Origin of the sequence: Nostoc sp. DedQUE04, from assembly GCF_034530995.1 — a bacterium.
GTDB lineage: Bacteria > Cyanobacteriota > Cyanobacteriia > Cyanobacteriales > Nostocaceae > Nostoc.
The window spans coordinates 87,123-110,145 of record NZ_JAVRCA010000013.1 but is presented as its reverse complement, the minus strand read 5'-3'; the positions used below and the strand labels follow the sequence as shown (position 1 = coordinate 110,145).

General features: G+C 41.8%; 20 protein-coding genes and 1 tRNA gene. 9 read left to right on the top strand and 12 right to left on the bottom strand.

All coding sequences use genetic code 11. The annotated features are described in order from the left end of the window. Positions 1-927, bottom strand: coding sequence for a LysR family transcriptional regulator (locus RM049_RS11980; RefSeq protein WP_322704311.1), 927 nt, complete (start codon positions 925-927; stop codon positions 1-3). Between the two features lie 691 nt (positions 928-1,618). Between RM049_RS11980 and RM049_RS11975 the strand changes: the two genes are divergently transcribed. Further along, complete coding sequence (locus tag RM049_RS11975; protein ID WP_292774879.1) at positions 1,619-2,176, top strand: hypothetical protein; 558 nt, start codon at positions 1,619-1,621, stop codon at positions 2,174-2,176. A gap of 77 nt (positions 2,177-2,253) precedes the next feature. Then, positions 2,254-2,898, top strand: coding sequence for a DUF3318 domain-containing protein (locus tag RM049_RS11970; protein ID WP_322704310.1), 645 nt, complete (start codon positions 2,254-2,256; stop codon positions 2,896-2,898). A 143-nt stretch (positions 2,899-3,041) separates the two neighbouring features. Here RM049_RS11970 and RM049_RS11965 read toward each other — a convergent pair whose 3' ends face one another. Beyond that, on the bottom strand, positions 3,042-3,839 hold the full coding sequence (locus RM049_RS11965; protein ID WP_322704309.1) for a 7-carboxy-7-deazaguanine synthase QueE: 798 nt from the start codon (positions 3,837-3,839) through the stop codon (positions 3,042-3,044). A gap of 198 nt (positions 3,840-4,037) precedes the next feature. Between RM049_RS11965 and RM049_RS11960 the strand changes: the two genes are divergently transcribed. After that, positions 4,038-5,087: a sugar transferase gene (locus RM049_RS11960; RefSeq protein WP_322667287.1), complete on the top strand. Its 1,050-nt coding sequence runs from the start codon at positions 4,038-4,040 to the stop codon at positions 5,085-5,087. Positions 5,088-5,366: 279 nt separating this feature from the next. On the opposite strand, the gene RM049_RS11955 is transcribed toward RM049_RS11960, so the two are convergent. The 6 genes from RM049_RS11955 to RM049_RS11930 all read right to left on the bottom strand — a co-directional run bounded on the left by RM049_RS11955 (position 5,367) and on the right by RM049_RS11930 (position 11,113). Next, complete coding sequence (locus RM049_RS11955) at positions 5,367-6,821, bottom strand: YcjF family protein (RefSeq protein WP_322704308.1); 1,455 nt, start codon at positions 6,819-6,821, stop codon at positions 5,367-5,369. A gap of 103 nt (positions 6,822-6,924) precedes the next feature. Further along, positions 6,925-7,001, bottom strand: a tRNA-Met gene (locus RM049_RS11950). 46 nt (positions 7,002-7,047) lie between these two features. Continuing rightward, positions 7,048-8,001, bottom strand: coding sequence for an asparaginase (locus RM049_RS11945; RefSeq protein ID WP_322704356.1), 954 nt, complete (start codon positions 7,999-8,001; stop codon positions 7,048-7,050). Between the two features lie 144 nt (positions 8,002-8,145). Continuing rightward, positions 8,146-8,646, bottom strand: a complete 501-nt coding sequence (locus RM049_RS11940; RefSeq protein ID WP_322672250.1) for a CGLD27 family protein — start codon at positions 8,644-8,646, stop codon at positions 8,146-8,148. Continuing rightward, positions 8,643-9,101, bottom strand: coding sequence for a ribosome silencing factor (gene rsfS, locus RM049_RS11935; RefSeq protein ID WP_181928677.1), 459 nt, complete (start codon positions 9,099-9,101; stop codon positions 8,643-8,645). Before rsfS ends, RM049_RS11940 begins: the two co-directional genes overlap by 4 nt. A gap of 737 nt (positions 9,102-9,838) precedes the next feature. Further along, the gene (locus RM049_RS11930; protein ID WP_322704307.1) at positions 9,839-11,113 is read right to left on the bottom strand and encodes a glycosyltransferase family 4 protein; all 1,275 of its coding nucleotides are present in this window, start codon (positions 11,111-11,113) and stop codon (positions 9,839-9,841) included. Between the two features lie 360 nt (positions 11,114-11,473). On the opposite strand from RM049_RS11930, the gene RM049_RS11925 reads away from it, so the two are divergent. The 6 genes from RM049_RS11925 to RM049_RS11900 all read left to right on the top strand — a co-directional run bounded on the left by RM049_RS11925 (position 11,474) and on the right by RM049_RS11900 (position 18,218). Continuing rightward, positions 11,474-12,652: a DNA cytosine methyltransferase gene (locus tag RM049_RS11925; protein WP_322704306.1), complete on the top strand. Its 1,179-nt coding sequence runs from the start codon at positions 11,474-11,476 to the stop codon at positions 12,650-12,652. A 172-nt stretch (positions 12,653-12,824) separates the two neighbouring features. Beyond that, a complete protein-coding gene (gene deoC / locus RM049_RS11920; protein ID WP_322672247.1) occupies positions 12,825-13,505 on the top strand; it encodes a deoxyribose-phosphate aldolase in 681 nt (226 codons plus the stop codon). Positions 13,506-13,595: 90 nt separating this feature from the next. After that, positions 13,596-14,540 (top strand): DNA repair protein RecO, encoded by a 945-nt coding sequence (gene recO / locus RM049_RS11915; RefSeq protein WP_322684804.1) that lies wholly within the window; start codon positions 13,596-13,598, stop codon positions 14,538-14,540. Then, a complete protein-coding gene (locus RM049_RS11910; protein WP_322704355.1) occupies positions 14,527-16,167 on the top strand; it encodes an MFS transporter in 1,641 nt (546 codons plus the stop codon). Before recO ends, RM049_RS11910 begins: the two co-directional genes overlap by 14 nt. A 356-nt stretch (positions 16,168-16,523) precedes the next feature. After that, on the top strand, positions 16,524-17,672 hold the full coding sequence (locus RM049_RS11905) for a glycosyltransferase family 4 protein (protein ID WP_322672245.1): 1,149 nt from the start codon (positions 16,524-16,526) through the stop codon (positions 17,670-17,672). A gap of 150 nt (positions 17,673-17,822) precedes the next feature. Then, positions 17,823-18,218, top strand: coding sequence for a hypothetical protein (locus tag RM049_RS11900; protein WP_322684803.1), 396 nt, complete (start codon positions 17,823-17,825; stop codon positions 18,216-18,218). Positions 18,219-18,233: 15 nt separating this feature from the next. Here RM049_RS11900 and RM049_RS11895 read toward each other — a convergent pair whose 3' ends face one another. The 4 genes from RM049_RS11895 to RM049_RS11880 form a co-directional block, all read right to left on the bottom strand. Beyond that, positions 18,234-19,043 (bottom strand): peptidase, encoded by an 810-nt coding sequence (locus RM049_RS11895; protein WP_322704305.1) that lies wholly within the window; start codon positions 19,041-19,043, stop codon positions 18,234-18,236. Positions 19,044-19,053: 10 nt separating this feature from the next. Beyond that, positions 19,054-19,287, bottom strand: a complete 234-nt coding sequence (gene secG, locus RM049_RS11890) for a preprotein translocase subunit SecG (RefSeq protein ID WP_118167599.1) — start codon at positions 19,285-19,287, stop codon at positions 19,054-19,056. Between the two features lie 116 nt (positions 19,288-19,403). Continuing rightward, positions 19,404-21,002: a 2,3-bisphosphoglycerate-independent phosphoglycerate mutase gene (gene gpmI / locus RM049_RS11885; RefSeq protein ID WP_322704304.1), complete on the bottom strand. Its 1,599-nt coding sequence runs from the start codon at positions 21,000-21,002 to the stop codon at positions 19,404-19,406. A 233-nt stretch (positions 21,003-21,235) separates the two neighbouring features. After that, a complete protein-coding gene (locus RM049_RS11880) occupies positions 21,236-22,930 on the bottom strand; it encodes an ABC-F family ATP-binding cassette domain-containing protein (RefSeq protein WP_322704303.1) in 1,695 nt (564 codons plus the stop codon). Positions 22,931-23,023: the final 93 nt, after the last annotated feature.

Sequence of the window (23,023 nt, the reverse complement as noted above, 5' to 3'; positions counted from 1 at the left end):
CTAGTTAACCCTCTCCAAATCTGATGAAAAGCGATCGCTCTTGTAACCGTAGATACTCCTGACAACTTGTAGAAATTCCCTTAATATAGGTGTCATATCTTCTTCCCGCCACACTATAGCCGTTTCTACTAATGGTGTTTTCTCCTCTAGAGTACGATAAACTACACCAGTTCTCTGAAGATTTTGCAATGAAGACGGTGCGATCGCAATCCCCATTCCTGCTGAAACCAATCCGATAATCGTCTGCATCTGAATCGCTTCTTGAGTCACTTTTGGGCTGAAGTCTCCTTGCTGACAAAGACTTACGATTTGGTCGTAAAGTCCGGGGCCCAAATGGCGAGGGAACATGATAAAGTTTTCGTTTACTAGCGATCGCACTGAAATCTTTTCTTGTTCAGCTAAAGAATGAGTTTCCAACATAGCGACAATTAACGCTTCTTGCTGAATGCACTCTTGATTGAGTGTGTTGTCTTCTAAGGGTGGATGGGCAAAACCTACATGGATGCGCCGATCCTGTAGCGCTTGCTCTTGCTGAGTTGTGGTTAATTCTTGCAATACCAACTCTACTTCTGGAAACTGTTCTCTAAACCGCCGCAAAATCACAGGAAGCAAATCGTAAGTTACCAAACTGGTAAACCCAATTCGTAATTGCCCCTTCTCACCTCTTCCCGTTTTTTGGGTTAGCTCAATTGCTTTTTGGAGTTGAGCTAAAAGTTGATAAGACTCTTGCAAAAAAACTTCCCCTGCTTCTGTTAGTTGTACTTGTCGTTTGGTTTTACGGTGAAATAGTTCTACTCCCAATTGCGTCTCTAATTGCTGAATTTGCTGGCTTAAGGGCGGTTGAGCAATGTGCAATCGCTCGGCGGCTCTACTGAAGTGCAGTTCTTCAGCTACAGCAATAAAGTAGCGCAGGTGTCGCAATTCCATTTTTGTGATATTTTATAAGTTTTAATTTTCTATAGAAGATATATAAACGCAAAGAGGCACAAAGTAGCGCAGAGGTTTTAGAAAATTTATAACAAAAACTAGAGGTGCGATCGCTATCATTAATGCTGATTTATGCATAATATTTCTTGATATTCATAATCCAAAAAGTGTTGCTAGCTACAATCATTATGTGAAAAAAAATGTTAATTTTAATATAAAAATGTATTAATTATCATGCTATATTATTCAACTTTAAAAGTAGTATTTGAGGCTTTTACGTATATTTTCAAAAAATTTAGATGCTATGTATAAATTATTTAAACTTTGCTTTATATTTCAATTTGATTACAAATCCTGCCACCATGCTTGCTCTAGCAAGACATTCATTCAAATTATAAAAAAATTAAAATTTAAGGGAGTTAGGACTATATGCTTTATTAGCTAAAATTTGAAAAACAGTAATGATTACTTCTTTAAGAATCAGCAAAAGTCATCCAAAAAATATCATTCATAGGGACGACCGAACGTCTATTTTTCTTATCTTCAATGCCCCATACCCCATAACCCATCCTTAATACCTTAATTGCATACTTCTATGCGATCGGAAGTATCCACACCAACCTAAACAACTGCCCCTAGCAGGTTAAACTAGGTCTGGTAACAACTGCTCCACGTTCCTTATGAGGCTTTTATGGGAGCTAACCTCAAACAGATTGCCAACTATTTAGACAACCTTGGTTGGGACTACCGTTTTGATGATGAAGAAGACCGGATTATAACAGGTGTAGAGGCTGATAATCTAGAAGATTTCCTAATAGTTGTCCAACTGGATGAAGAAGGAAAATTTTTCCGGGTATTTGCCCCTCAAGTTCTGGGAGGAATCCAAGACCATCCTCACAAGGCAGCTATCCTCCAGACAATGCTTGCCATTTCCTGGGAAACCAAAATGTTGCAATGGGAGTATGACCCATCCGATGGTGAAATTCGTGCCATTATTGAGTTTCCTTTAGAAGACTCGATTCTTACAGAAAAACAATTTCACCGTTGTCTGAGTGGATTAATTCAGATTGTGGATGGCATAGCAATACCTCGCTTGACAGAAGTGATGGCAACAGGTCTCGATCCGGGGAATATAGAACTTGGGGAAAGACTGTTACTCAGTATTCAAGAAGAAGCCCCAGGATTGTTAGATTTACTAGAAAAAGCAATGGAAGCACGAAAAAAGCGAGGAAGTTTTCCTAGTGAGTGAGACGGATCATCACTTAAATAGCTATACTCCAAAGTGATACCCTCACTATATACTGAAATTTTCTGGGGCTGGATATTATGACATCCTATGCAACCTCCTCTGCCAAAGCGGAAATGAGCGAACTCCGGCGGTTGAAAACCTTACTACCACCAGAACTGCAAAGCTGGGTTACGGTAGAAGGCACAACTGAGGTCAATCCACCCCTGGTTCGCTGCGAAGAAATTGGGAAAGACCAGGTAGAAATTCAAATTGATTTAGTGAAATGGGATGCCCTCGCAATGGATCAGCGTAATCTGCTGTTCTGGCATGAGGTTGCTCGCGTTCAAAATGACACAATTCCTAAAGATGGTTGGGAAATGGCAGCTCTAGCCATCGGTTTAGGTGGTGCTGTAGGGGAATTGTGGGTACAAGATGGATTGCTGCTGGTGTTAGCTTTGTCGCTTTGTGGCGTGTCAGGCTGGCGACTCTACCAAAAGAATAATGGGGAAAAGCAACTAAGAGAATTGCTCAATGCTGATGAGAAAGCGATCGCTTTAGCAACTCGTTTTGGTTATAGCCTCCCCAATGCCTACAAGAGTCTTGGTAGCGCCTTGAAAACCCTGATTGATAATACTCCTAGTAAGCGCCAACGATCGAGATACGAAGCAAGACTCTCTGCCCTAAAACGCAGTGCCAATAAGGCAAAAGCTAAATCCAAAGCTCCAGATGAGGGCGCACTATAGCAAATTCTATTTGAAATGGAATAAATCAGCCCTGCTGCTAGTAATTGGGCTGCTGCCTTCCTAATTCATGAGAGGCAACAGCCCAATCACCATTTCATAAAATCTTACTTTTTTCTTGACTACATCTTTATCAAACTAAAATTTTACAACTGGTTCAGCATTTTATGGGTCTGGGGGATCACGCGCACGTGCTTGAGAAACCCCTTCATCAAAGCTTGCCACATCAAAACTCGATCGCTGGAAGGCGCAAGTACAGGCACTGGAGAAAATTGTTCTGATACTGCCAAAGGCGTGACAGGTTGTAAAAATACTGGGATATCTGGACTAACCTCTGCCACCAACAAAGCTGAACGTTCCAACTCGGCGGGATCTGTGTCTTGAGACACAATTATCTTGACAAAAACATTTAAATATGAGTCATAACAGAACTGGAGAAATTTACTATGTTCTTGCCAATGACTTTCGCCGCTAACACTGGGCAGTTTTAAATCCATACCTACAGAGTCTAAGTATGGGATAATCATTGCTAGTTGTTCTGGGCGATGTCCGCCAGTTTCTAAGTATATAGGTAGACCAGTTATGGCTCGCACTTGGGGTAGAAACTGCGTTAAAAATGAAGCATGAAGAAGTGGTTCGCCGCCAGTTAAGCTAATGCTATCGTGTAAACAAGGTAGATTTTGCTGTTCCACCCATTCGAGTAATATGGGTAATGGGACGGGGTTAGAGTGAATTTCAAAGTCGCGCAATCCAGGCGATCGCTCTATCCGACAAGTTGTAGGTGCACTCCAAGTGTGGGCGCTATCACAAAAGTGACAGCGTAAATCACACAAAGCAAAACGAATAAATATCTGACGTGTCCCGACATTCAGTCCTTCCCCTTGAATGGCAGAAAAGACCTCAATCAGGCGTGCGGTAGGTGTAACCGTATTTTTAGCAATCATTTGATCAGAGCAACGCGATCGCGCTGCGTCGGCACAACAGCAAGGATGTTTTTTGGCTTCTTGTTCTATTGTGAATCGTCGCTAGCGATCTCCAATCTCAGCCCTGGAAAATAGCAGTTAGTCCTGATTACAACTAATTCCGATATTAGGTTCAGTAATTTTGTAGGACAAAGTAATGTTTGGCAGATTACATTATACATGGCAACGAAAGTGCAGAGCTTCATGACTAGCCAACCGACAGAGGTCGATTTTCCCATTAATTCCCTAAACGACATGGCTATAGTGCAGGTGCCGACGCGGTTGAGCGTGCTAGAGGCTTTAGGCTTTAAGCAAACCTGCCAAGGCTTAATTGGGCCCAATTCACATCCCAAGCAAATTATCATTGACTTTCATCAAACTACTTTTATCGATAGTAGTGGTTTAGGTGCCCTAGTCAGTAATTTTAAATACGCTCAGACCAAAGGTATTACATTAACACTGCGGAATGTAACACCTCAAGTCATGGCAGTCCTAAAACTCACAGGGTTGGATCAAGTTTTTCCTCTGGAGCTTGTGGGGGATGGGTCGTTAATAGAACAAGATGACGTAGTAGATAATCGGAAGACAACTTCCCGTAAAGTAGAGCAGTTACCCACTACTCACCCTTCTATGGCGTCTTGGATGAAACGGTTCTTAGATATTATCGGGTCAGTGATTGGTTTATTAATTACAGGAATTTTGTTTATTCCAATTGCGATCGCTATTCAAATTAACGATCCCGGGCCCATTTTCTTTAGTCAAATTCGTTGTGGTTGGATGGGGAAACGGTTTAAGATTTGGAAATTCCGCTCTATGTGTGTGGATGCGGAAGCGAAGAAATCCGAAGTCAAGAACCAAGTGCAAGGTGCTTTTTTCAAAAATGAGAATGACCCCAGAATTACTAAGGTAGGGCGCTTTTTACGGCGAACTAGTCTTGATGAATTACCCCAATTTTGGAACGTCCTCAAAGGAGAGATGAGTTTAGTAGGCACCCGACCACCTACACCCGATGAAGTCGAACGTTATGAAGTACCTGAGTGGCAACGTTTAGATGTAAAACCCGGTATGACTGGCGAATGGCAAGTAAATGGACGTTCTACAGTCCGTAGTTTTGAAGATGTAATTCGTCTGGATTTGCAGTATCAAAAAAATTGGAGTTTAGTTTACGATTTAAAGCTAATTTTCAAAACTATAGCTATTCTGTTTAATAGAAACAGTGGTGCTGTTTAGTTAATTATCCTTATTCACAATTTTTTGATAACTCGCAACTCTCACGATATACTTAAATACACCCAAGCCTAAAATAGGCTTGGGTAAATTTTAGGTTTACTAACAGCAGCACACAAGTGTCAGCCAATTTTGGTTTTGAGATTTTAGACTGATTTATTAAAAGAAAGATGTTTATGTATTTTTATCCTCTATTAAAATTATGGGTTGAAAAAAATTTTGGATTTTGAATCATTAAATCCAAAATCCAAAATCTAAAATTTAGCGATCCTGTGTATAAGATTATCCCATTACCTTCTGAACATTAACTACTTCAACAGGCTGCACTTCTGGTAACAAACGCTTCATGCCTTGCTTAACAAACCCCTGCAAAAAACCAATCTGCTGATTTTGCTGAAATACCTTTTGCAAGGTTTGCCGCAAATTCTCCAAATTCAAACCAGTTCCAGAATCTATCGCTATTTCCTGCTGTTGGAAATACTCAACTAGACTTAACCCTGCGACTCTAGTCAGATAAGCTGCACTTACTCCTTGCACTACGCCAGCAGCAACAAAGGTAACGGCATTACTTTTCAGAACAGTACTAATAGCCTTTGTAGAAAGTTCAACTAAACCCAATTTCAGCATTAAACTTCCCATTGTTCCAGCTATGGTTTGTGCCTGTTCTAGGGAAAATTTTTGCTGATAGATATTACCTAAATCCATTACCATTTGAGCATTAATTGCCGCAGTTGCCAGAATATCAAAGGCTGGTACTGGGTTAGCAAAGGCAGCAGCAGCAGCTATCCACTGATATTGTTCAATAATTGGGGTGGCGCGATCGCGTCTGGTTCCATTCAGCCAATTTTTCGCCTCAGCTTTCAACAACCCAGCTTTCCTCATGGTTGTCACCCAAACTAGCCGTTGTCCTTGCTGTGCCAAAACTTCACCCAACTGGTGCGTTAATTGCTGAATATCTGCTGCTGGTTGCTCCATCCACTCTTGCACAGAACCATCAGCCTCATGCTTTCGGACTTTGATGGCAATGGGAGAGGCCGCAGTTGCAACTACATTTCCCTGCATCCGCTGTTTCAATTGACTAAAGATGTTGGCGCTTTCATCAGTTAAATACTGGTCTTGTTTGTTGAAAACCAGCATATTAGGCTGATTTGCTGCCTTTAGCTGCTGTAAGGTTTGAAATTCTGAATCTGTCAAATCACCGTTTGTCAGAAATAGCACAAAATCAGATTTTGCTACTTCTGCCAAAATAGCTGCATCTGAATTTTCACCTGTTTCTCTAAACAAAGGTGCTGTCTCTTGTAAAGACACGGAATTTTGTGTCTCTAGATTTTGTAGCACTTGAATTAAAGTGCTTTTACCCACGGATTTCCCGCCAGTCACAGCTACTTTAATTTTTTGCCTATCTAATTCCAGCAACAATTGGGCAACTTGTTCTCTGAGTGTCTCTAAGGCTGGATGGTTTTCTGTTTCTTGTGCTAGTTGGTTAATTACAGTTTCAGTTTTAGCGATCGCACTTTCCACAGTCGCTCGGTCAACCACCATACCATCTAGCTGCTTTAAACTGTCTTTGGGGCGCTTTTGCTGGAATAACCACAAACCACCACCGACAGCTAAGGCACTCAACAAACCGAACTCACCCACCTGCACTATAGAATCGTGCCAACTGTCCAACATCCACAGGGAAAAGGAAAGTCCCAATCCTCCCACTAAAATTGGTCGCTGCAACTTCACAACCATGATTCTCCGCGCTTTTTGGATGGCTATTTCTTCCAGAATAGATCAAAATAAAACAAAACCCTGCAATCTTTACTGATTGTAGGGTTTTGTTTTATTTTTTATGTGGTGGCGGGAAGTGGATTTGAACCACTGACCTTCGGGTTATGAGCCCGACGAGCTACCAGGCTGCTCTATCCCGCGTCGCTCTTAACTTTTATAGCATAACCTATAGTCAAGAGTTTGGCAACTACAAAAATGATAATTCTCCAATTACTTCTAAACGCTTGTATTTTCCCAAGGTGACAAACTTTTCTGAGAGGCTTTCGGCGGCGCTGGGACTAATCCACCCCATTTGCTGAAGTAAATGAATAGCAACGGCATATTTTGCTCGTTTTGCCCCATCCATGACTTTGATTGCCAATCCCAAGCCTTCACCGAGTCTACCAATGCACTGCACTCCTTCGGCACCAGTTTTACTGACTAGTTCTCCTGGAGTTAAGCGCATCAGTTCTGTATCAAATTCTCCATCTCCTGCGACCATCGCGGGGTGATGAGTCATAGCACGGACAATCCGCTCCATATCCAAGTTGGTACTAGAGGCTAGCAGTGCATATAAAGATGCCATGTGACCGAGTTGCATTAGATAAGTTGGTGCGCCACAGTCATCATGAGCGCTGATAAATTCTGCGGCTGGCATTCGCAGCAACTCTGCTACTTTGCCCAAAATCAACTGCTGTATTGGGTGCTTGCGATCCAAGTAGTTATTCAAGGGCCAATGGCGTTGCTGACAAACGGCTAACATTCCGGCATGTTTTCCAGAGCAATTGTATTCCAGAGGACTCCGTTTGCCTTCAGGAATTGGACACTGGAGTGTAGTCGGGTCGAGATCGGCTCGCCAAAGGATGTTAAATACCTGTCGGACTTGATCTACTTTTCCTTTATGAGAACTTGTGATAATTGCTAAGTCGCGATCGCTGAGTTGATAGCGTTCCAGTGTACCTGTGGTGGTGACAGCAAATGCCTGAAACGGTTTGAGGGCTGAACGGATAAATGCAGCAGTTTCAGAATTTCCGGCAACGGTTAGAACCCGTCCTCGTTCGTCGCAGACAACAGCTTGGACTATATGCCTGGATTCAATAATACCTTCCCGCAGCAACCGGACTTCCAGTGCTGTGGCTTGAGTTCGTTTTCCCATTGTCATGGGTTTATATTTATCACCTTTTTTAATTAAATTAGTCATTGGTTATTAGTCCTTTGTCCTTTGTCCTACCCTGCGGGAAGCCGCTGGCGCGTCTATGTCCTTTGTTTATTTACTAATGACCAATGACTAATGACTAATGACTCTTTAAAACAAATGCCAACCTATAGTACCAATAACGTACATTCCCGCCAACCCAGCGAAGGTAAATTGTAACCGTCGCAGAATGGGTTTGATCTCGTATGCAACAATTAAGCGATCGCGGTTAAGGACCTCCTGTGGTTTAGTCCAAGTTTGACCGTCGTACCAGCCGGACTCTTCATAAAATACTGTGGGACTACAAAGGCGATCGCACACGTAGTACCAGCCTAAGTATAACCTTACCAGTATCAGCACTAACCCGACACTGGCTCCTGCTGCACCACAGAGAATAAAATGTGCAATATACTTGTGAGGAGGAAAACTTGCCGCAGCTATAGGCCCTGCAAAGAGCCAAGATAAACCCCAAATCCAAACAAGTTTCGTGATATACTCGCGCCAATGTAAAGTGGTATCACGAAACAGCCAGGAAGTTTTTAACTCTTCGTATTCATTGAGTGGTTGTTGGTCTGTAGGAACTGGGCAATTAGAAACCGAAGACCTAATCATGTTGGCTTACCCTCACCTTCATCAGATTCTGGAAGGGAAATACGTTCTGCATGAATCCAGAACGCTTCTAAATTATAAAACTCCCGTTCCTTGGGCATCATGATATGAACGATCACATCACCGTAATCTTGTAGTACCCAACTGCCCTCGACTTTTCCTTCTGTCCTTAAGGGACGGCGTTGCAACTCAGTTTCGACTTTTCCTTCAATTGCTTGAGCGATCGCCCTTACCTGTACCTTAGAATAGCCAGTCATCATCACAAAGTAATCCGCCAAGTAAGATACCTCTGCTACTTTGAGCAATAGAATCTCACCTGCTTTGCGATCTGATGCCGCAACAGCGATCGTTGCAGCTAATTTTTCGCTCGCCTCTTCGGTTTGGCCGTGGCTTATTACCGCACTCTTCGTCAGTGGGACAGATTGCAATGGGAAATTTCCTTGGAAATAATCAGTCATTAAACCTCAGGTGCTTTCTTCCTTTTGAAACAATTGTTGACATTTACTTACAAACAACGAACAATTGATCTGACAAATATGCCAATAGGTTTTTTTGAATACTAACAAAAAAACAGGTGTCTATGGGATTAGTTTGATAATTGGCTGTTTAGATTTCGATATCCGCAACAGCTGAAAAGCTGATGGTTATTGTGCAGCGATCAATCAACCAATAGCTTTGCAGCAGGAATTGACAGCGAAAATAATTGCAGATTAATCAAACAGCATAATATGTAATCTAAAGCTAGTAATTTGCAAGTAACTACACATCTACGCTTTATACTGTCTGCTAAAAATTACGATACAACACAGCATACTAATTACTGGTCTAGCAAAAGTCTGATTTATTATACACGCATAAATTTAAGTATTTATATATACTTTATAATCGGGTAATCACGGGTTAAACTTCTTGCATAAATCAAAAATAAAGAACCCCACCCCGCATTTGAGTAAAGCAAATGCTCCTCTTTCCGATGCTTTGGGGAGGGGTTGGGGGTGGGGTGTTAGGGACTTTTGCAAGAGGTCTATTGAATGAAGTGAGCCACGAGATTTTTAGTTCAACAATCCACCTGACAACCTGCTTGTCTATTGTTATATTTTTATTAGTAAAATTCGCTACCTTAAAAATTCCTAATATTTAGGCATGAGGGTATAATCGTAATTTCTACAGATGTAACATAACTTTGCAGCAAAGATTAAACTTCTTGTTTCGTAACTATGCCTGTAGATTGAATTGCTCTGCGTTCTGCTGTCAATGAGTAACACAAGGACTCATACTGATTTAAAGCTTGCTCAAAAGCATATTGTTCAACGGCATATTGGCGACTTTTATAACCCAGAGTTTTGACTTTTTCGGGGTTTTGATACAAATCTAAAATTGCCATCGCTAAAGCTTGGGGATCTTCTGGAGGAACGATAACTCCGCCGCCACTTTGCCTAATGGCTCTTGCTGCCGTACCATTGTCGGGTACAGAAGCAACTAAGGCCCCTCCACTAGCAAGTAACACTTGAATTTTTGACGGCATATTGAAGGATACAACATTTTTCTTTTGTACCACTAAACCAACATCCGCAGCTGCTAACATCTGTGGTAAATCTTTGCGGGGTTGAAATGGCAGTAACATCACATTATCTGCGCCGCAGTCTAGACATTCCTGTTGCAATCGCTGTAGACCTTTTGCCTCTCCAACAATGACAAAGACAATATCTGGGATATGGCGCAAGGCAGAAGCAGCTTTGACGACGCTTTCTAAGCCTTGGGTTAGGGCAATGTTACCAGAATACAGTACTACAAATTTGCCGTTTAGATTATGTGCTGTACGGAAAGGGTTATCCTCTTTAGGTAAAGGGCGGATAAAATTTACATCAACCCAGTTGGGAATTTGCACAATTTTATCCGCTTCTACGCCTTTAGATCGCAAATTTTCCACAAACCCATCGGCAATGACGCTAATTTTAGTGGCAGTGCGGTAAGCAAATTTTTCCAATAATGTAAACAACCGGATAAGTAATTTATTTTTCAATAGACCGACATGGACGGCTGCTTCTGGTAAGATATCTTGTAGATTTAAAATTACAGGACAAGCACGTAACCATCCTAAAAGAGCAACTGGTACACAGCTTGGCAAGGATGGCGATGTTGAGAGAATCACATCTGGGCGCCAACCGATGAGGGCGGGTACAAAGCTAGTGACGACGAAACTAGCATCTAATAACACCCTATCTAATAAGTTGGGTTGTGGACGAATCCAAACGTAACTGCGTTGAATTTGAACGCCATTTTTGTATTCGTTGACATACCATTTACCCCGATATTCCTGGTAAATTTGCCGCTCAGGGTAATTGGGCATAGCGGTAACTACACGCACTTCATGCCCACGTTTCACTAGTCCCTCTGCTAATTCAGTCATTAGTGGGGCAATACCAATCGGTTCTGGATAGTAGTTGTAGGAGTAAATTAAAATCCGCATAAAATTTAGTCCGAAGTACCCCGGCTTTTTATTTAATGACAAATATTTGTCTGAAATATCATTTGGGCTTGGAAACCCCTATATTTAATTGTGACTCCAGACTCTTTTTCTGTCAGGTATTTTCCTTAAAGATTGAGTAAACTTTAAGATGTAATACTTAGGGAAACTGTAAATTTTTTTGACTATTTAAGCAGTTTTTCAATTGTTATTTTTTGATTGGTACTTACGTAGAAACCCTAAGTATATTAGTTTTTGCCAACCCTTAAATCAAATTTGGGATAGTTAGTATAAGTTACGTACATAAACCATTTTCCGAGAATCTGAATATTAATAATACTTTTTGATCGTACTAGTAATTCAATGAGCGATCGCCCCTGTATTTTCTCTTTTTTTGCTGGCTCAGGTTTCCTCGATTTAGGTTTTGAAACCAGCGGTTTTAATATTGTTTATGTCAATGAAATCTTCGCCCCATTTATCGCCGCCTATCGCCATTCACGGGAAGTTCTAAAAATGCGATCGCCTGAATATGGATATCATCACGGTGAAGCAGCAGATGTAACAAAATTTATTATCGGAAAAGAAGCACAACACCTTCAAGAATTAGTCAAGGACTGCCGCAAATCTCATAATATAATTGGTTTCATCGGTGGGCCTCCCTGCCCTGATTTTTCTACGGGTGGAAAAAATAGAGGAAGTTTAGGAGATAATGGCAAGCTTTCTGCTTCATATATTGAATTAATTTGCCGAAATATTCCCGACTTCTTTTTATTTGAGAATGTTAAAGGTTTGTGGAAAACGACAAAACACCGTTTATTTTTTGAATCCCTCAAGCAAAAATTGCAGGAATCAGGATATATATTAACAGAGCGGTTAATTAATGCTATCGAATATGGCGTACCCCAGGATAGAGAAAGAATTATTCTAATTGGTTTCAAAAATAATTTTCTTCAAGATATAGGAATCAAAATCGGTAGTGAAAAGCTACTAAATGAGGCATATTTTCCTTGGAATAATTATATTTTATATCCTCAAGAAAAAGTTTTTGCTTACCACTGGTGTAAGAGTGAACCATTCCAAGAAAATTCTCTAATACCTTGTCCTGATGGCATACCTGAAGAATTAACAGTTGAATACTGGTTTAGAAAAAATAATGTTCTGAAACATCCCAATACTAAAAACTGTTTTCAACCAAGGGCAGGTATCACAAAATTTGCTGCTATTAATGAAGGAGATGATTCTAAAAAGTCTTTCAAACGTCTGCATAGATGGCGTTACTCTCCGACAGCTTGCTATGGAAATAATGAAGTACATTTACATCCTTACAAAGTCCGGCGGATTTCTGTAGCAGAAGCTTTAGCTATCCAATCTTTGCCTGGAAATTTTGTACTTCCAGAAAATATGTCACTCACTAATATGTTTAAAACTATTGGTAATGGTGTCCCATATTTGGCATCGCAGGCATTGGCTCAAAGTATTATTAACTTCTTAGGAAATAGTGCAAAAAAACCTCTTGATATTCCTAGTATTACTACTACTTAGCGTTAACTTAAACACTTATAGTAATCCTGGGATATCTGTAAAGCCAATATTAAAGACAATTCAGCAACTTGTTTTCAGGATAAACTCGTAATAAATGTGGTTTAATATATATATATAAGAAATGTTTTAATTTTTTATAAAGTTTAATAATCAATCACTGGCAGAAGACACGATGGCAGCAGACTATCCAGACATTGATATTGCGCCATTTATCGATCACTCCCTGTTAATGCCAACGGCTACTCCAGAGCAGGTTGAGCAATGGTGTGAAGAAGCATATAGATTCAACTTTGCGGCGGTTTGTCTGTTCCCCGCTAATGTCAAGCAAGCAGTCGAACTCCTCCACGGTAAAAACCCGAAAGTTTGTACAGTGATAGGCTTTCCTTCTGGTGCAACGACTTCAGCAGTGAAACTGTATGAAGCTCAAGAAGCGGTGGATAGTGGGGCCACTGAGTTGGATATGGTGATGAACTTAGGCTGGTTAAAAGCTGGCAAAACTGAAAAAGTCCACCGAGAGATTGCCGAAATTTGTGAAGAGACTGGGCAAACGGTCAAGGTAATTTTGGAAACTAACCTGTTGACAGATGCGGAGAAAAAAATAGCTGCTGAAATAGCTATGGAGGCAGGAGCAGCATTCTTAAAAACTAGTACAGGTTGGAATGGTGGTGCAACTGTGGCAGATGTGCGATTTTTGCAAGAATTGGCAAAAGAAAGGGTAGGAATTAAAGCTTCAGGTGGTATTCACACTATCAATCAAGCCCTAGACTTAATCGTAGCGGGTGCTACTAGATTAGGCACATCTCGCGGTATGGATTTGATCCGCCAGCGCGATAACTTGGGAAAGGGTGAATAGTCATTTGTCCTTTGTCATTTGTCATTTGTCCTAAGCTAATGACCCTTGAGCAATGATTAATAACTACTAATGACTAGTGACTAATGACTAATGAGTAGAACCTACAAAGCAACTGGTATTAATCTTAAAACCCAGGCGCTAGGAGAATCGGATAAAATAGTGACGATTTTGACACGAGAATTCGGTCTAATTCGAGCCGTGGCTCCAGGGTCGCGTAAGCACAACTCCAGCCTGGGTGGTAGGAGTGGAATGTTTGTTGTGAATGAACTATTGATTGCTAAAGGGCGATCGCTTGATAAAATTACTCAAGCACAGACGTTAAAAACTTATCCTGGTTTAGCTAAAGATTTAGGAAAACTGGCTGCCAGTCAATATTTAGCAGAAATAGTTCTGTGTGAAGCTTTGAGCGAACAACCCCAAGAAGAACTTTATGATTTGTTCAATGAACATCTCCATCGCTTAGAGGCGGTGTCTAGTACAAATTCATTTGGTGTTTTAGCTCATCTGGCTCATGCTGTATTTCACCTTTTAGCCTTAGCAGGACTGACGCCACAAGTGCAAATCTGCTGCCTATCTCAACGTTCCCTTAAGCCAGACTTCACAGACCCCAACTGGCAGGTAGGATTTAGCATCCCTGCGGGTGGAACGGTTTCCTTAGAAGCTAGGGAACGTTTACGAAAAGAAGGGGAAAAGGAGATAAGGGCGCAACAAAGGAGCAGGGGAGCAGGGGAGGAGGGAATTAATAACCAATACCCAATGCCCAATGCTCCATCCGCAATGCTCAATGCCCAAACAGTTGTTGTGCATCGGCAAGAAATACCTGTGATTTCTAGTCGTTTGGGTGCTATGGAACTAGCTTTGCTTCAACAGCTGTCACAACCAGAGATAATGCAAATTGATAGTGCTAGAGATTATGACTGGTTATCTGTTGAGCAGATTTTGCGCCAGTATGCTCAGTATCAATTAGGTCGTCCTATTCGCTCTGCTACCTTGATCGACTCTTATTTTGCTGCCAACCATGATGCAACCTTCTGATTTGGATAAAAAAATCCTACCTTTGTCACCAAGCCTCGCCAAAAAACAGAATAGGGTATCAGATTCTACACTCAGGAATCACTTGAGTGCTGTTCCCAAGTGTACACCTAGTCAAATAAATGGCCAAGAAATGTCCCCAAAAGATATTTCTAAAAACGATCAAAATTGTCCAAAAACCGATCTTTCAAGCCAATCAGAAACACAATCTGAGGACAAATTAACCACTGCTGAGGTAGATAGCAATGGCGTTCGTAATGGGCAAAATTTGCCAATAGCTACTATTCCAGAAAAAGAATTACCGACATTAGATGCCTCTAGTTCAGATGGAGAAGCTATTGCAGGGAATGTAAAACAGCTAGGATTTTTACCTGTCTTAAAAAATCCTAATTTCTTGGCTCTTTGGGGCGGTCAAGTTTTTTCCCAACTAGCAGATAAAGTTTATTTGGTGTTGATGATTGCTTTGATTAATACTCAGTTTCAAGGAAGCAATCAGAGTATTAGTGGTTGGGTATCAGTCTTGATGATGGCTTTTACTATTCCAGCCGTATTGTTTGGTTCTGTTGCTGGTGTGTTTGTCGATCGCTGGTCGAAAAAGGCTGTGCTGGTGGCAACAAATATTTGGCGTGGCATCCTGGTTTTGTCAATTCCCTTGCTGTTGTGGTTGACTCATGATTGGAAACCCATAGGAGTGCTGCCAGTGGGTTTTTTGATCATTCTGGGTGTGACTTTTTTAGTTTCGACTTTGACGCAGTTTTTTGCACCGGCGGAACAGGCGGCAATTCCTTTAATCGTAGAAGAACAGGATTTACTCTCAGCAAATTCGCTTTATACGACAACGATGATGGCATCGGTGATTGTTGGGTTTGCTGTTGGAGAACCATTGTTAGCGATCGCCGATGGACTTTGGCTGCAAATTGGTGGTAGTGGTAATTTGGGTAAGGAACTTTTAGTTGGTGGCAGTTATGCGATCGCTGGACTAATTTTGTTCCTCCTGGCAACTAAGGAAAAACACCACCACCCCGATACAGAATTCCCTCACGTATTCTCTGACTTGCGAGACGGTTTTGCCTATCTCAAAGCAAATCATCGCGTCCGCAATGCTTTGCTGCAACTGATTATCTTGTTTTCTGTTTTTGCAGCATTAACTGTTCTAGCCGTTCGGATGGCGGAAATAATTCCCAACATGAAAGCTTCCCAGTTCGGCTTTTTACTAGCAGCTGGCGGTGTTGGTATCGCTGGTGGAGCAACAATTCTCGGTCAATTTGGTCAACGCTTCTCCTATACTCAGCTAAGTCTGTGTGGTTGTATAGGTATGGCAGCATCCCTAATTGGTCTGTCAGTATTTACAACTCAACTGTGGCTTGTCTTGTTACTGGTGATGCTCGTGGGTATTTTTGGGGCACTAGTAGGAATTCCCATGCAAACTGCAATCCAAACAGAAACACCTCCAGAAATGCGTGGTAAAGTTTTTGGCTTGCAGAACAATGTCATTAATATTGCCCTCTCCTTACCTTTAGCATTAGCTGGTGTCGCAGAAACCTTTCTGGGATTACAGATAGTTTTTTTGGGATTAGCTGCGATCGTCTTTTCAGGAGGTATATTAACCTGGTATAACTCACACAAGTAGTTATCAGCTAACAGTAGTTATTATTCATTACCTTGACGTAATTAATAATTTACTTAAAGCTTTTGTGTTCGTGGTAAACTGTTGCCAGTGAAAATTTATCACATACTTGCCGGATATGAATCTGACATTAGTCAGAATAAGTTGTTTAAATATCAGAAATTAACAACTTATAACTAAAATAAATAAAGCCATCAATCAACTGGTTTAATTAGCTGACAATAAGCTTTTAAACTAGTAGAAAGTTGTGGAAATTTTTAATAAATAAAAAAACCAGCAAGTATAGCTAGATAAAATAAAAATCACAAAGGACACATAATTAATAGATTAAACCCGCTTTTCTTACAGCTAAATAAAGAATGCGTATAGCCTGGATTGGAAAAAAATCACCCTTTTGCGGCAATGTCACCTACAGTCGAGAAATTACAAATGCCTTGCTAGATAGGGGACATCAAGTTAGCTTTCTTCACTTCGCCCAGGAAGAGTCTGAACCTGATAATTGGCCAAATCTTCGAGAGGTCTCTTTACCTTTCATTTACAAGTCCCAGGTTTACACAATTCCTACTTTTAAAGCCACCAAAGTTTTAACCGATTCACTGCGGGAAATCAAACCAGATGTAGTCCATGCTTCCTTGACCTTATCTCCTCTAGACTTTTTTCTACCGGAAATCTGTGAGGAACTGAGGTTGCCCCTAGTTGCCACTTTTCACACGCCATTTGCTGGCAAGGGTGCAAAACTGGTATCAGGAACACAACTTTTGGCTTATCAGCTCTACGCGCCTTTTTTAGTTAACTACGATCGCGTGATTGTATTTTCCCAAATTCAGCGAGAATTATTGGCAGGGATGGGTGTAAGAGAAGAAAATATTGCCGTAATTCCCAATGGTGTTGATACTGCCAAGTATTCTCCAGGATTTTCTCAAATCAAAGCAGAATTTAAAGCCGAACGTTTATTTGTCTATCAGGGTCGCATAGCACCAGAGAAAAATGTCGAGGCTCTCCTCCGCGCTTGGAAGCAGTCGGCAATGAGTCCTGGTACGAAGTTGCTAATTGTTGGCGACGGCCCTTTAAAGTCTTCCTTAGAGCCTTTTTATGGTTCAGAATACGGCATTATCTGGTTGGGATTTGTCGCTGATGAAGACCGACGCATTGAAATTTTGCGGGGCGCAGATGTATTTGTTTTGCCTTCATTGGTAGAGGGTTTGTCCTTATCTCTGTTAGAAGGAATGTCATGTGGGTTGGCTTGTTTAGCAACAGATGTGGGTGCAGATGGAGAAGTATTAGAAAAGGGTGCAGGTGTAGTTATTAGTACCAAAACAGCGCGATCGCAATTGAGAACCCTCTTGCCAGTGCTGCAAGACCATCCAGAGTTAACAACCCTACTGGGGCAAAAAGCTAGAGTGCGTGTATTAGACCGCTATACCCTTAGTAAAAATATTAGTCTGCTGGAAGAACTATATAAAGGAGTTTTAGCACAGCGACCTCTACCACTAAGTCGTAGAGCGTAAAGAAAAGGAAAAAGGGCGATCGCACTGGAAATTCTAAGATGCTAATGAGTGCGATCGAGCAACAATCTTAGCCAGCATTGGCTAGTATTCTAATCATACAATTATTTGTGATTTATGAATACAGATACCTGACTAAAGAAAGTTAACGAAATGAAGTATGATGCAAGTCAGATAAAGTTGATAAATATCCCTGACTTAGAGCAGCTAGAAGATGGAAAGTGCTGCCGAACATACGTCTATTCCTTCACAACTCCGTTGCCGGAGCAAAACGTTATCGATCAAATTGCAAATAGTTTGGAGAAGAGATTCACCTTTTCAAAAGAAGTATATGAGATTCCTGAAGATGTTGAAATTTGTGCATCTATTTTCATGGATCGTTTACAAAATAACGAAGCCAGAGTTCGTGTTTTGACACATCAACCAGAAGAAGATTGCGTTTACATCTTTGGGATATACACTCTGCCACGCAAAATTGAGGAAAGGTTTGGAATGGTACAGTCGATTCAGGGACAACAGCGAGAGGCTTGGATTACTGACAGACGTTAGGGTATTACTTATCAATCAATTAATCTTTGAATTATCCACTAAAGACCATCCTAAACTGGTTGGCTGTTCATAAACCCGCTTTAGAGTATTTACATCTCTGGCAGAAATAGGTGACGGGTTACGAACTTGAGAAAAGTATAAAGCATCAGTTTGTAGCGGACTATGACCCCAAATTCCCAATGCATGACCGAATTCGTGGCGGGTAGCTGCAATGAGATACTCACCTGTTTGACTAGGGCTTAACAAGATGGTGAAGCGGTGGGATAAAATTTTGTTGCTGGTGTATAACTCGTAAGTCGTTTGTGCCGATCGCGCACGGGGTATATTACTACCAGGCGAAGTTTGTAGAGGTGGCGCTTTTCGGACAATCGTAATATCAGCAACTTCTGGCTGTTCGACTACTGTTAAAGGTAAATAAGTACTCCACTCCTGTACACCCTGCAAGACACCATTAACCCATGCTTGAGCTTGTTTTTCGCTGACAGATTTTGGTGGTTCTACGTAAACTCGAATAGGAAATTGTGACCAGACTAAATAACCAACTTGGGTTGTTGTGATTTGGGAAAAGTAGTCACCACTGTTAGTGTTATCTTGCCACTGCGCCAGTGTGGGCGGTAAGAGATGGGGTTTTGAGGAAGTGGGGAGAGAAATTATTAAATCTGAATGTATATATTCTGGTACTATTGCAAACCCATTACTCAACTGGATATTAGTAAAAATGATTAACAGCCCTGTGCCAATCAACAAGGCAAGAGCTGTAATTAACCGTCGTGAAATTAAATTTATTAGGGTGTTAAGTATCGGGTGTTGGGTTCTTTTCCCCATTTACCTATCCTTATTTAGGCAGCCAACCAGCACTTAAAACTACTGTTAAACCGAGAAAAATTACTGTCAATGCCCAAGTAATTCGGTTTAAGGTGTTTTCTGCACTTTTGGTGCTGCTAAATAATTGGGCTTGTCCACCAATGGCACCAATGCCATCACCTTTGGGACTATGCAGTAAAACCAAGATAATCAAACCAGTGGCGGAAAATGCCCAAATGCCTTGCACGATATTACTAACTGTCATGGTAGGAATCTCATTTATAACAAGTTTTAAAAAACAGAATTCAGAAGTTAGGAGTTTTTAGTAAACTCCTAACTCTTGTACAGACGCGATTAATCGCATCTCTACTCAGTAATCTTTTACAGCCCTACTTGCACGGGAGTGCGAGTACGTTGCAGCTCGTATTCTGCTGTTTTCAGCAGCGATCGCCCGGTCATTTCTGGTGGCTGAGGCAGCTGTAAAATCTCTAGAATCGTGGGAGCGATGTCGGATAGCTTGCCATCGCTTCGCAATTCGACATTTGTACCATATCCAGGGATTTTGACTTTCTCTCCTTCCACCAAGATAAAGGGAACTGGGTTAGTGGTATGAGCTGTCCAGGGATTACCCCCTTCATCTAGCATATACTCAGCGTTGCCGTGATCGGCAGTAATAATTGTTGTACCACCAGCTTTGATAACGCTCTCTAACAAACGTCCCAAACAGCGATCGACTGTTTCAATTGCTGTAATGGTAGCGTCTATTTGACCCGTATGCCCTACCATGTCTGGGTTAGCATAGTTAATCACAACTAGGGAATATATACCCTTTTGAATCGCAGCGATCGCAACATCTGTAACTGCTGCTGCTGACATTGCTGGGGCGTGGTCGTAAGTTGCTACCATCGGGCTACTTACTAGTTCCCGATCTTCTCCAGGAAAAGGTTCCTCCAGACCCCCATTAAAGAAATAGGTGACGTGGGCGTATTTCTCTGTTTCGGAGGTGCGGAACTGATTCAAACTATGATTGGCTATAACTTCTCCCAGAATGTTACTGAGATTCTGAGGCTCAAAGGCTACAGCCACGGGTAAGTCTGGATCGTACTGCGTAAAAGTGACAAAAGACAGTGGTGTGATTTGCTGCCTTTCAAAACCATTAAACGTGGGACTGACTAAAGCTTGAGTCAGTTGTCTGGAGCGATCGGGGCGGAAGTTGAAAAATATCACCCCATCCCCTGGTTCTATTGCGCCTGGTGCAATTCGGATTGGGTTGATAAATTCATCTTTTACCCCTTCGGCATAGGATGCTTGCAAGATTTCTACAGCCGTGCGATTATCACCTGCACCATCTTGGGTCATCACGTCGTAGGCGCGTTTGACTCGATCCCAGCGGCGATCACGATCCATCGCGTAGTAGCGACCGCTGAGGGTGACTATGCGCCCAATTCCTGTGCGGTCTATATAATTTTGCAGTAGCGCGATCGCTCTTACACCGTCAGTTGGGGCGGTGTCACGACCATCGGTGATAGCGTGAATACAAATTTCTGGAATTTGCTGATCTTTGGCTAGGTCAAGTAGTCCGAATAGATGGGTGATATGCGAATGTACCCCTCCTTCAGAACAAAGCCCGACTAGATGCAGCTTGCTATTCCGAGAACGAACTTCCTGGCAAATTTTGACAAGTGCTGGTTTTAAGGCAATAGAACCGTCTTCGACTGCATCGGAGATGCGTACAAGTTCTTGCGGTACCACTCGTCCAGCACCAATGTTCAAATGACCAACTTCCGAGTTGCCCATTTGACCTTCTGGCAACCCTACGGCTTTTCCTGATGTGTGGATGAGGGTATGCGGGTAAGCTGCCCATAGACTGTCCACAATGGGAGTTTTAGCCGCAATAATGGCGTTTCCTCGCGTTTGGTCGCAGTAGCCCCATCCGTCTAAAATGACTAGCACCACAGGAGCAACAGGTGCTTTGGTCATAGTAAAATTGCCCTTTACTTTTTGTAATACCCGAATGATACCACTGCTAATCCACGCCGCAAGTGAATTTTTGCTTATTAACTTCTTTTACGAAGGACTTGCGGTTTTTGGAAATATTTTTTAAATTTTAGGAATTTTCCTGTGATGTTTTGGAACTCTCATAAGGAGTATAAGGAGTGATTACTTAGTAATAGCGCTAAAACGCTGCTACTACTAAGCCATTTTTTAGTTTCTCATTTCCTTTTCGTGGAAGCTTTAGCTGCTTTAGCCGCTTTTTTCGCTGCTTTTTCGGCTTCTATTGCAGCTAATTTTGCCTGTTCTTTTTCTTCGGCAATTTTCTGGAGATAGTAATGATAATCTCCTAAATAGACGCGGAATTCGCCATCACGAATTTCGACGATTTTATTTGCTACTTGAGAAATAAAGTAGCGGTCATGAGAGACTACAATTGCCGTACCATCATAGTTTTGGAGCGCCTCTTCCAGCATTTCTTTAGCTGGAATATCTAGGTGGTTTGTCGGCTCATCTAAAATTAGTAGGTTAGCAGGACGTAAGAGCATTTTTGCCAACGCCAAACGAGCTTTTTCTCCTCCACTTAATGCCCCAACTGCCTTAAATACTGTGTCTCCAGTAAATAAGAAGCGTCCCAAAAGCGTGCGGACTTCTTGATTATCCCAATCGGGAACTTCATCATGGATAGTTTCCATGACAGTTTTCTTTAAGTCCAAGGCTTCAGCTTGATTTTGCTCAAAGTAACCGGGAATAACATTATGATCCCCTAATTTAACGCTACCTTCTGTGGGTGGTTCCATACCCATAATTACGCGCAGAAGGGTAGATTTTCCAGCACCATTGGGGCCAAGGAATGCAATGCGATCGCCTCTTTCAATCAGGAGGTTTGCTGCCAAGAACAGGATTTTATCACCATAAAGATGAGTTAAATCTTGAATTTCCACTACTTCGCGTCCACTGCGAGGTGCAGGTGGAAAACGGAAATGTAGAGTTCTTACTCCAGCAATGGGTGCTTCAATACGCTCGATTTTTTCGAGTTGCTTTTCCCGGCTTTTTGCCTGAGTACTGCGGGTAGCACTGGCGCGGAATCTATCAACAAATGTTTGCTGTTTCTCTAATTCTTTTTGTTGACGTTCGTAAGCACTAAGTTGTGCTAATTGACTTTCGGCTTTTTGTTCCAAATATGCTGAGTAGTTACCAAGGTAAGTACTGGAAACGCCACGTTCAGTTTCCACAATTTGAGTGCAGAGGCGGTCAAGGAACTCCCGGTCATGGGAGACTATTACCATCGGCGTAACCAGCCCTCTGAGGTAATTTTCCAACCACTCAATGGTTTCTAAATCCAGGTGGTTAGTCGGTTCATCCAGCAGCAACAAGTCAGGTTTTTGCAGCAGAATTTTACCTAAACTCATCCGCATTTGCCAACCACCACTGAAGGCACTGACGAGGCGATCGCCATCTTCTAGCCCAAACCCCATCTCTGGTAAAATTTTCCCGATGCGTGCATCTAAGTTGTAACCATCCAAGGCTTCAAATTTGCGCTGCAAGCGATCCAACTTGTCGATCAGTCGATCCAGTTCGTCTGGGCTAGCCGTTTCCATCTCCTGTGGTATGTGTGCCAGAGCTAACTGTACTTCGTTGGCTTCTTTGAAGACAGTCCAAAATTCTTCTCTAACGGTGCGGGTAGGGTCTACTTCAAACTCTTGGTTGAGGTAGGCTATATGTAAGCTATTAGGACGGATAATTTCGCCTGCGGTGGGTTCAATTTCCCCAGAGATGATTTTGAGTTGGGTAGATTTTCCAGCACCGTTGACACCGACTAAGCCAATGCGATCGCCTGGTTTAACTTCCCAGTTGATATCTTTGAGAACTTCGCCTGTGGGATAAATTTTACTTATATGTTCTAGTCGCAGCATTAAGTTTCTCTCAGGTAGGGAGTGGGTGGTTGAGGACGAAGTACTAACACCGCCTCTAATATTAACAAAAATTAACTATAAATTCGTCGTGAG

Coding starts and splice junctions, on each gene's coding strand:
- RM049_RS11980 (WP_322704311.1), bottom strand. CDS start 927: ATGGAATTGCGACACCTGCGCTACTTTATTGCTGTAGCTGAAGAACTG.
- RM049_RS11975 (WP_292774879.1), top strand. CDS start 1,619: ATGGGAGCTAACCTCAAACAGATTGCCAACTATTTAGACAACCTTGGT.
- RM049_RS11970 (WP_322704310.1), top strand. CDS start 2,254: ATGACATCCTATGCAACCTCCTCTGCCAAAGCGGAAATGAGCGAACTC.
- RM049_RS11965 (WP_322704309.1), bottom strand. CDS start 3,839: ATGATTGCTAAAAATACGGTTACACCTACCGCACGCCTGATTGAGGTC.
- RM049_RS11960 (WP_322667287.1), top strand. CDS start 4,038: ATGGCAACGAAAGTGCAGAGCTTCATGACTAGCCAACCGACAGAGGTC.
- RM049_RS11955 (WP_322704308.1), bottom strand. CDS start 6,821: ATGGTTGTGAAGTTGCAGCGACCAATTTTAGTGGGAGGATTGGGACTT.
- RM049_RS11945 (WP_322704356.1), bottom strand. CDS start 8,001: ATGACAATGGGAAAACGAACTCAAGCCACAGCACTGGAAGTCCGGTTG.
- RM049_RS11940 (WP_322672250.1), bottom strand. CDS start 8,646: ATGATTAGGTCTTCGGTTTCTAATTGCCCAGTTCCTACAGACCAACAA.
- rsfS (WP_181928677.1), bottom strand. CDS start 9,101: ATGACTGATTATTTCCAAGGAAATTTCCCATTGCAATCTGTCCCACTG.
- RM049_RS11930 (WP_322704307.1), bottom strand. CDS start 11,113: ATGCGGATTTTAATTTACTCCTACAACTACTATCCAGAACCGATTGGT.
- RM049_RS11925 (WP_322704306.1), top strand. CDS start 11,474: ATGAGCGATCGCCCCTGTATTTTCTCTTTTTTTGCTGGCTCAGGTTTC.
- deoC (WP_322672247.1), top strand. CDS start 12,825: ATGGCAGCAGACTATCCAGACATTGATATTGCGCCATTTATCGATCAC.
- recO (WP_322684804.1), top strand. CDS start 13,596: ATGAGTAGAACCTACAAAGCAACTGGTATTAATCTTAAAACCCAGGCG.
- RM049_RS11910 (WP_322704355.1), top strand. CDS start 14,527: ATGCAACCTTCTGATTTGGATAAAAAAATCCTACCTTTGTCACCAAGC.
- RM049_RS11905 (WP_322672245.1), top strand. CDS start 16,524: ATGCGTATAGCCTGGATTGGAAAAAAATCACCCTTTTGCGGCAATGTC.
- RM049_RS11900 (WP_322684803.1), top strand. CDS start 17,823: ATGAAGTATGATGCAAGTCAGATAAAGTTGATAAATATCCCTGACTTA.
- RM049_RS11895 (WP_322704305.1), bottom strand. CDS start 19,043: ATGGGGAAAAGAACCCAACACCCGATACTTAACACCCTAATAAATTTA.
- secG (WP_118167599.1), bottom strand. CDS start 19,287: ATGACAGTTAGTAATATCGTGCAAGGCATTTGGGCATTTTCCGCCACT.
- gpmI (WP_322704304.1), bottom strand. CDS start 21,002: ATGACCAAAGCACCTGTTGCTCCTGTGGTGCTAGTCATTTTAGACGGA.
- RM049_RS11880 (WP_322704303.1), bottom strand. CDS start 22,930: ATGCTGCGACTAGAACATATAAGTAAAATTTATCCCACAGGCGAAGTT.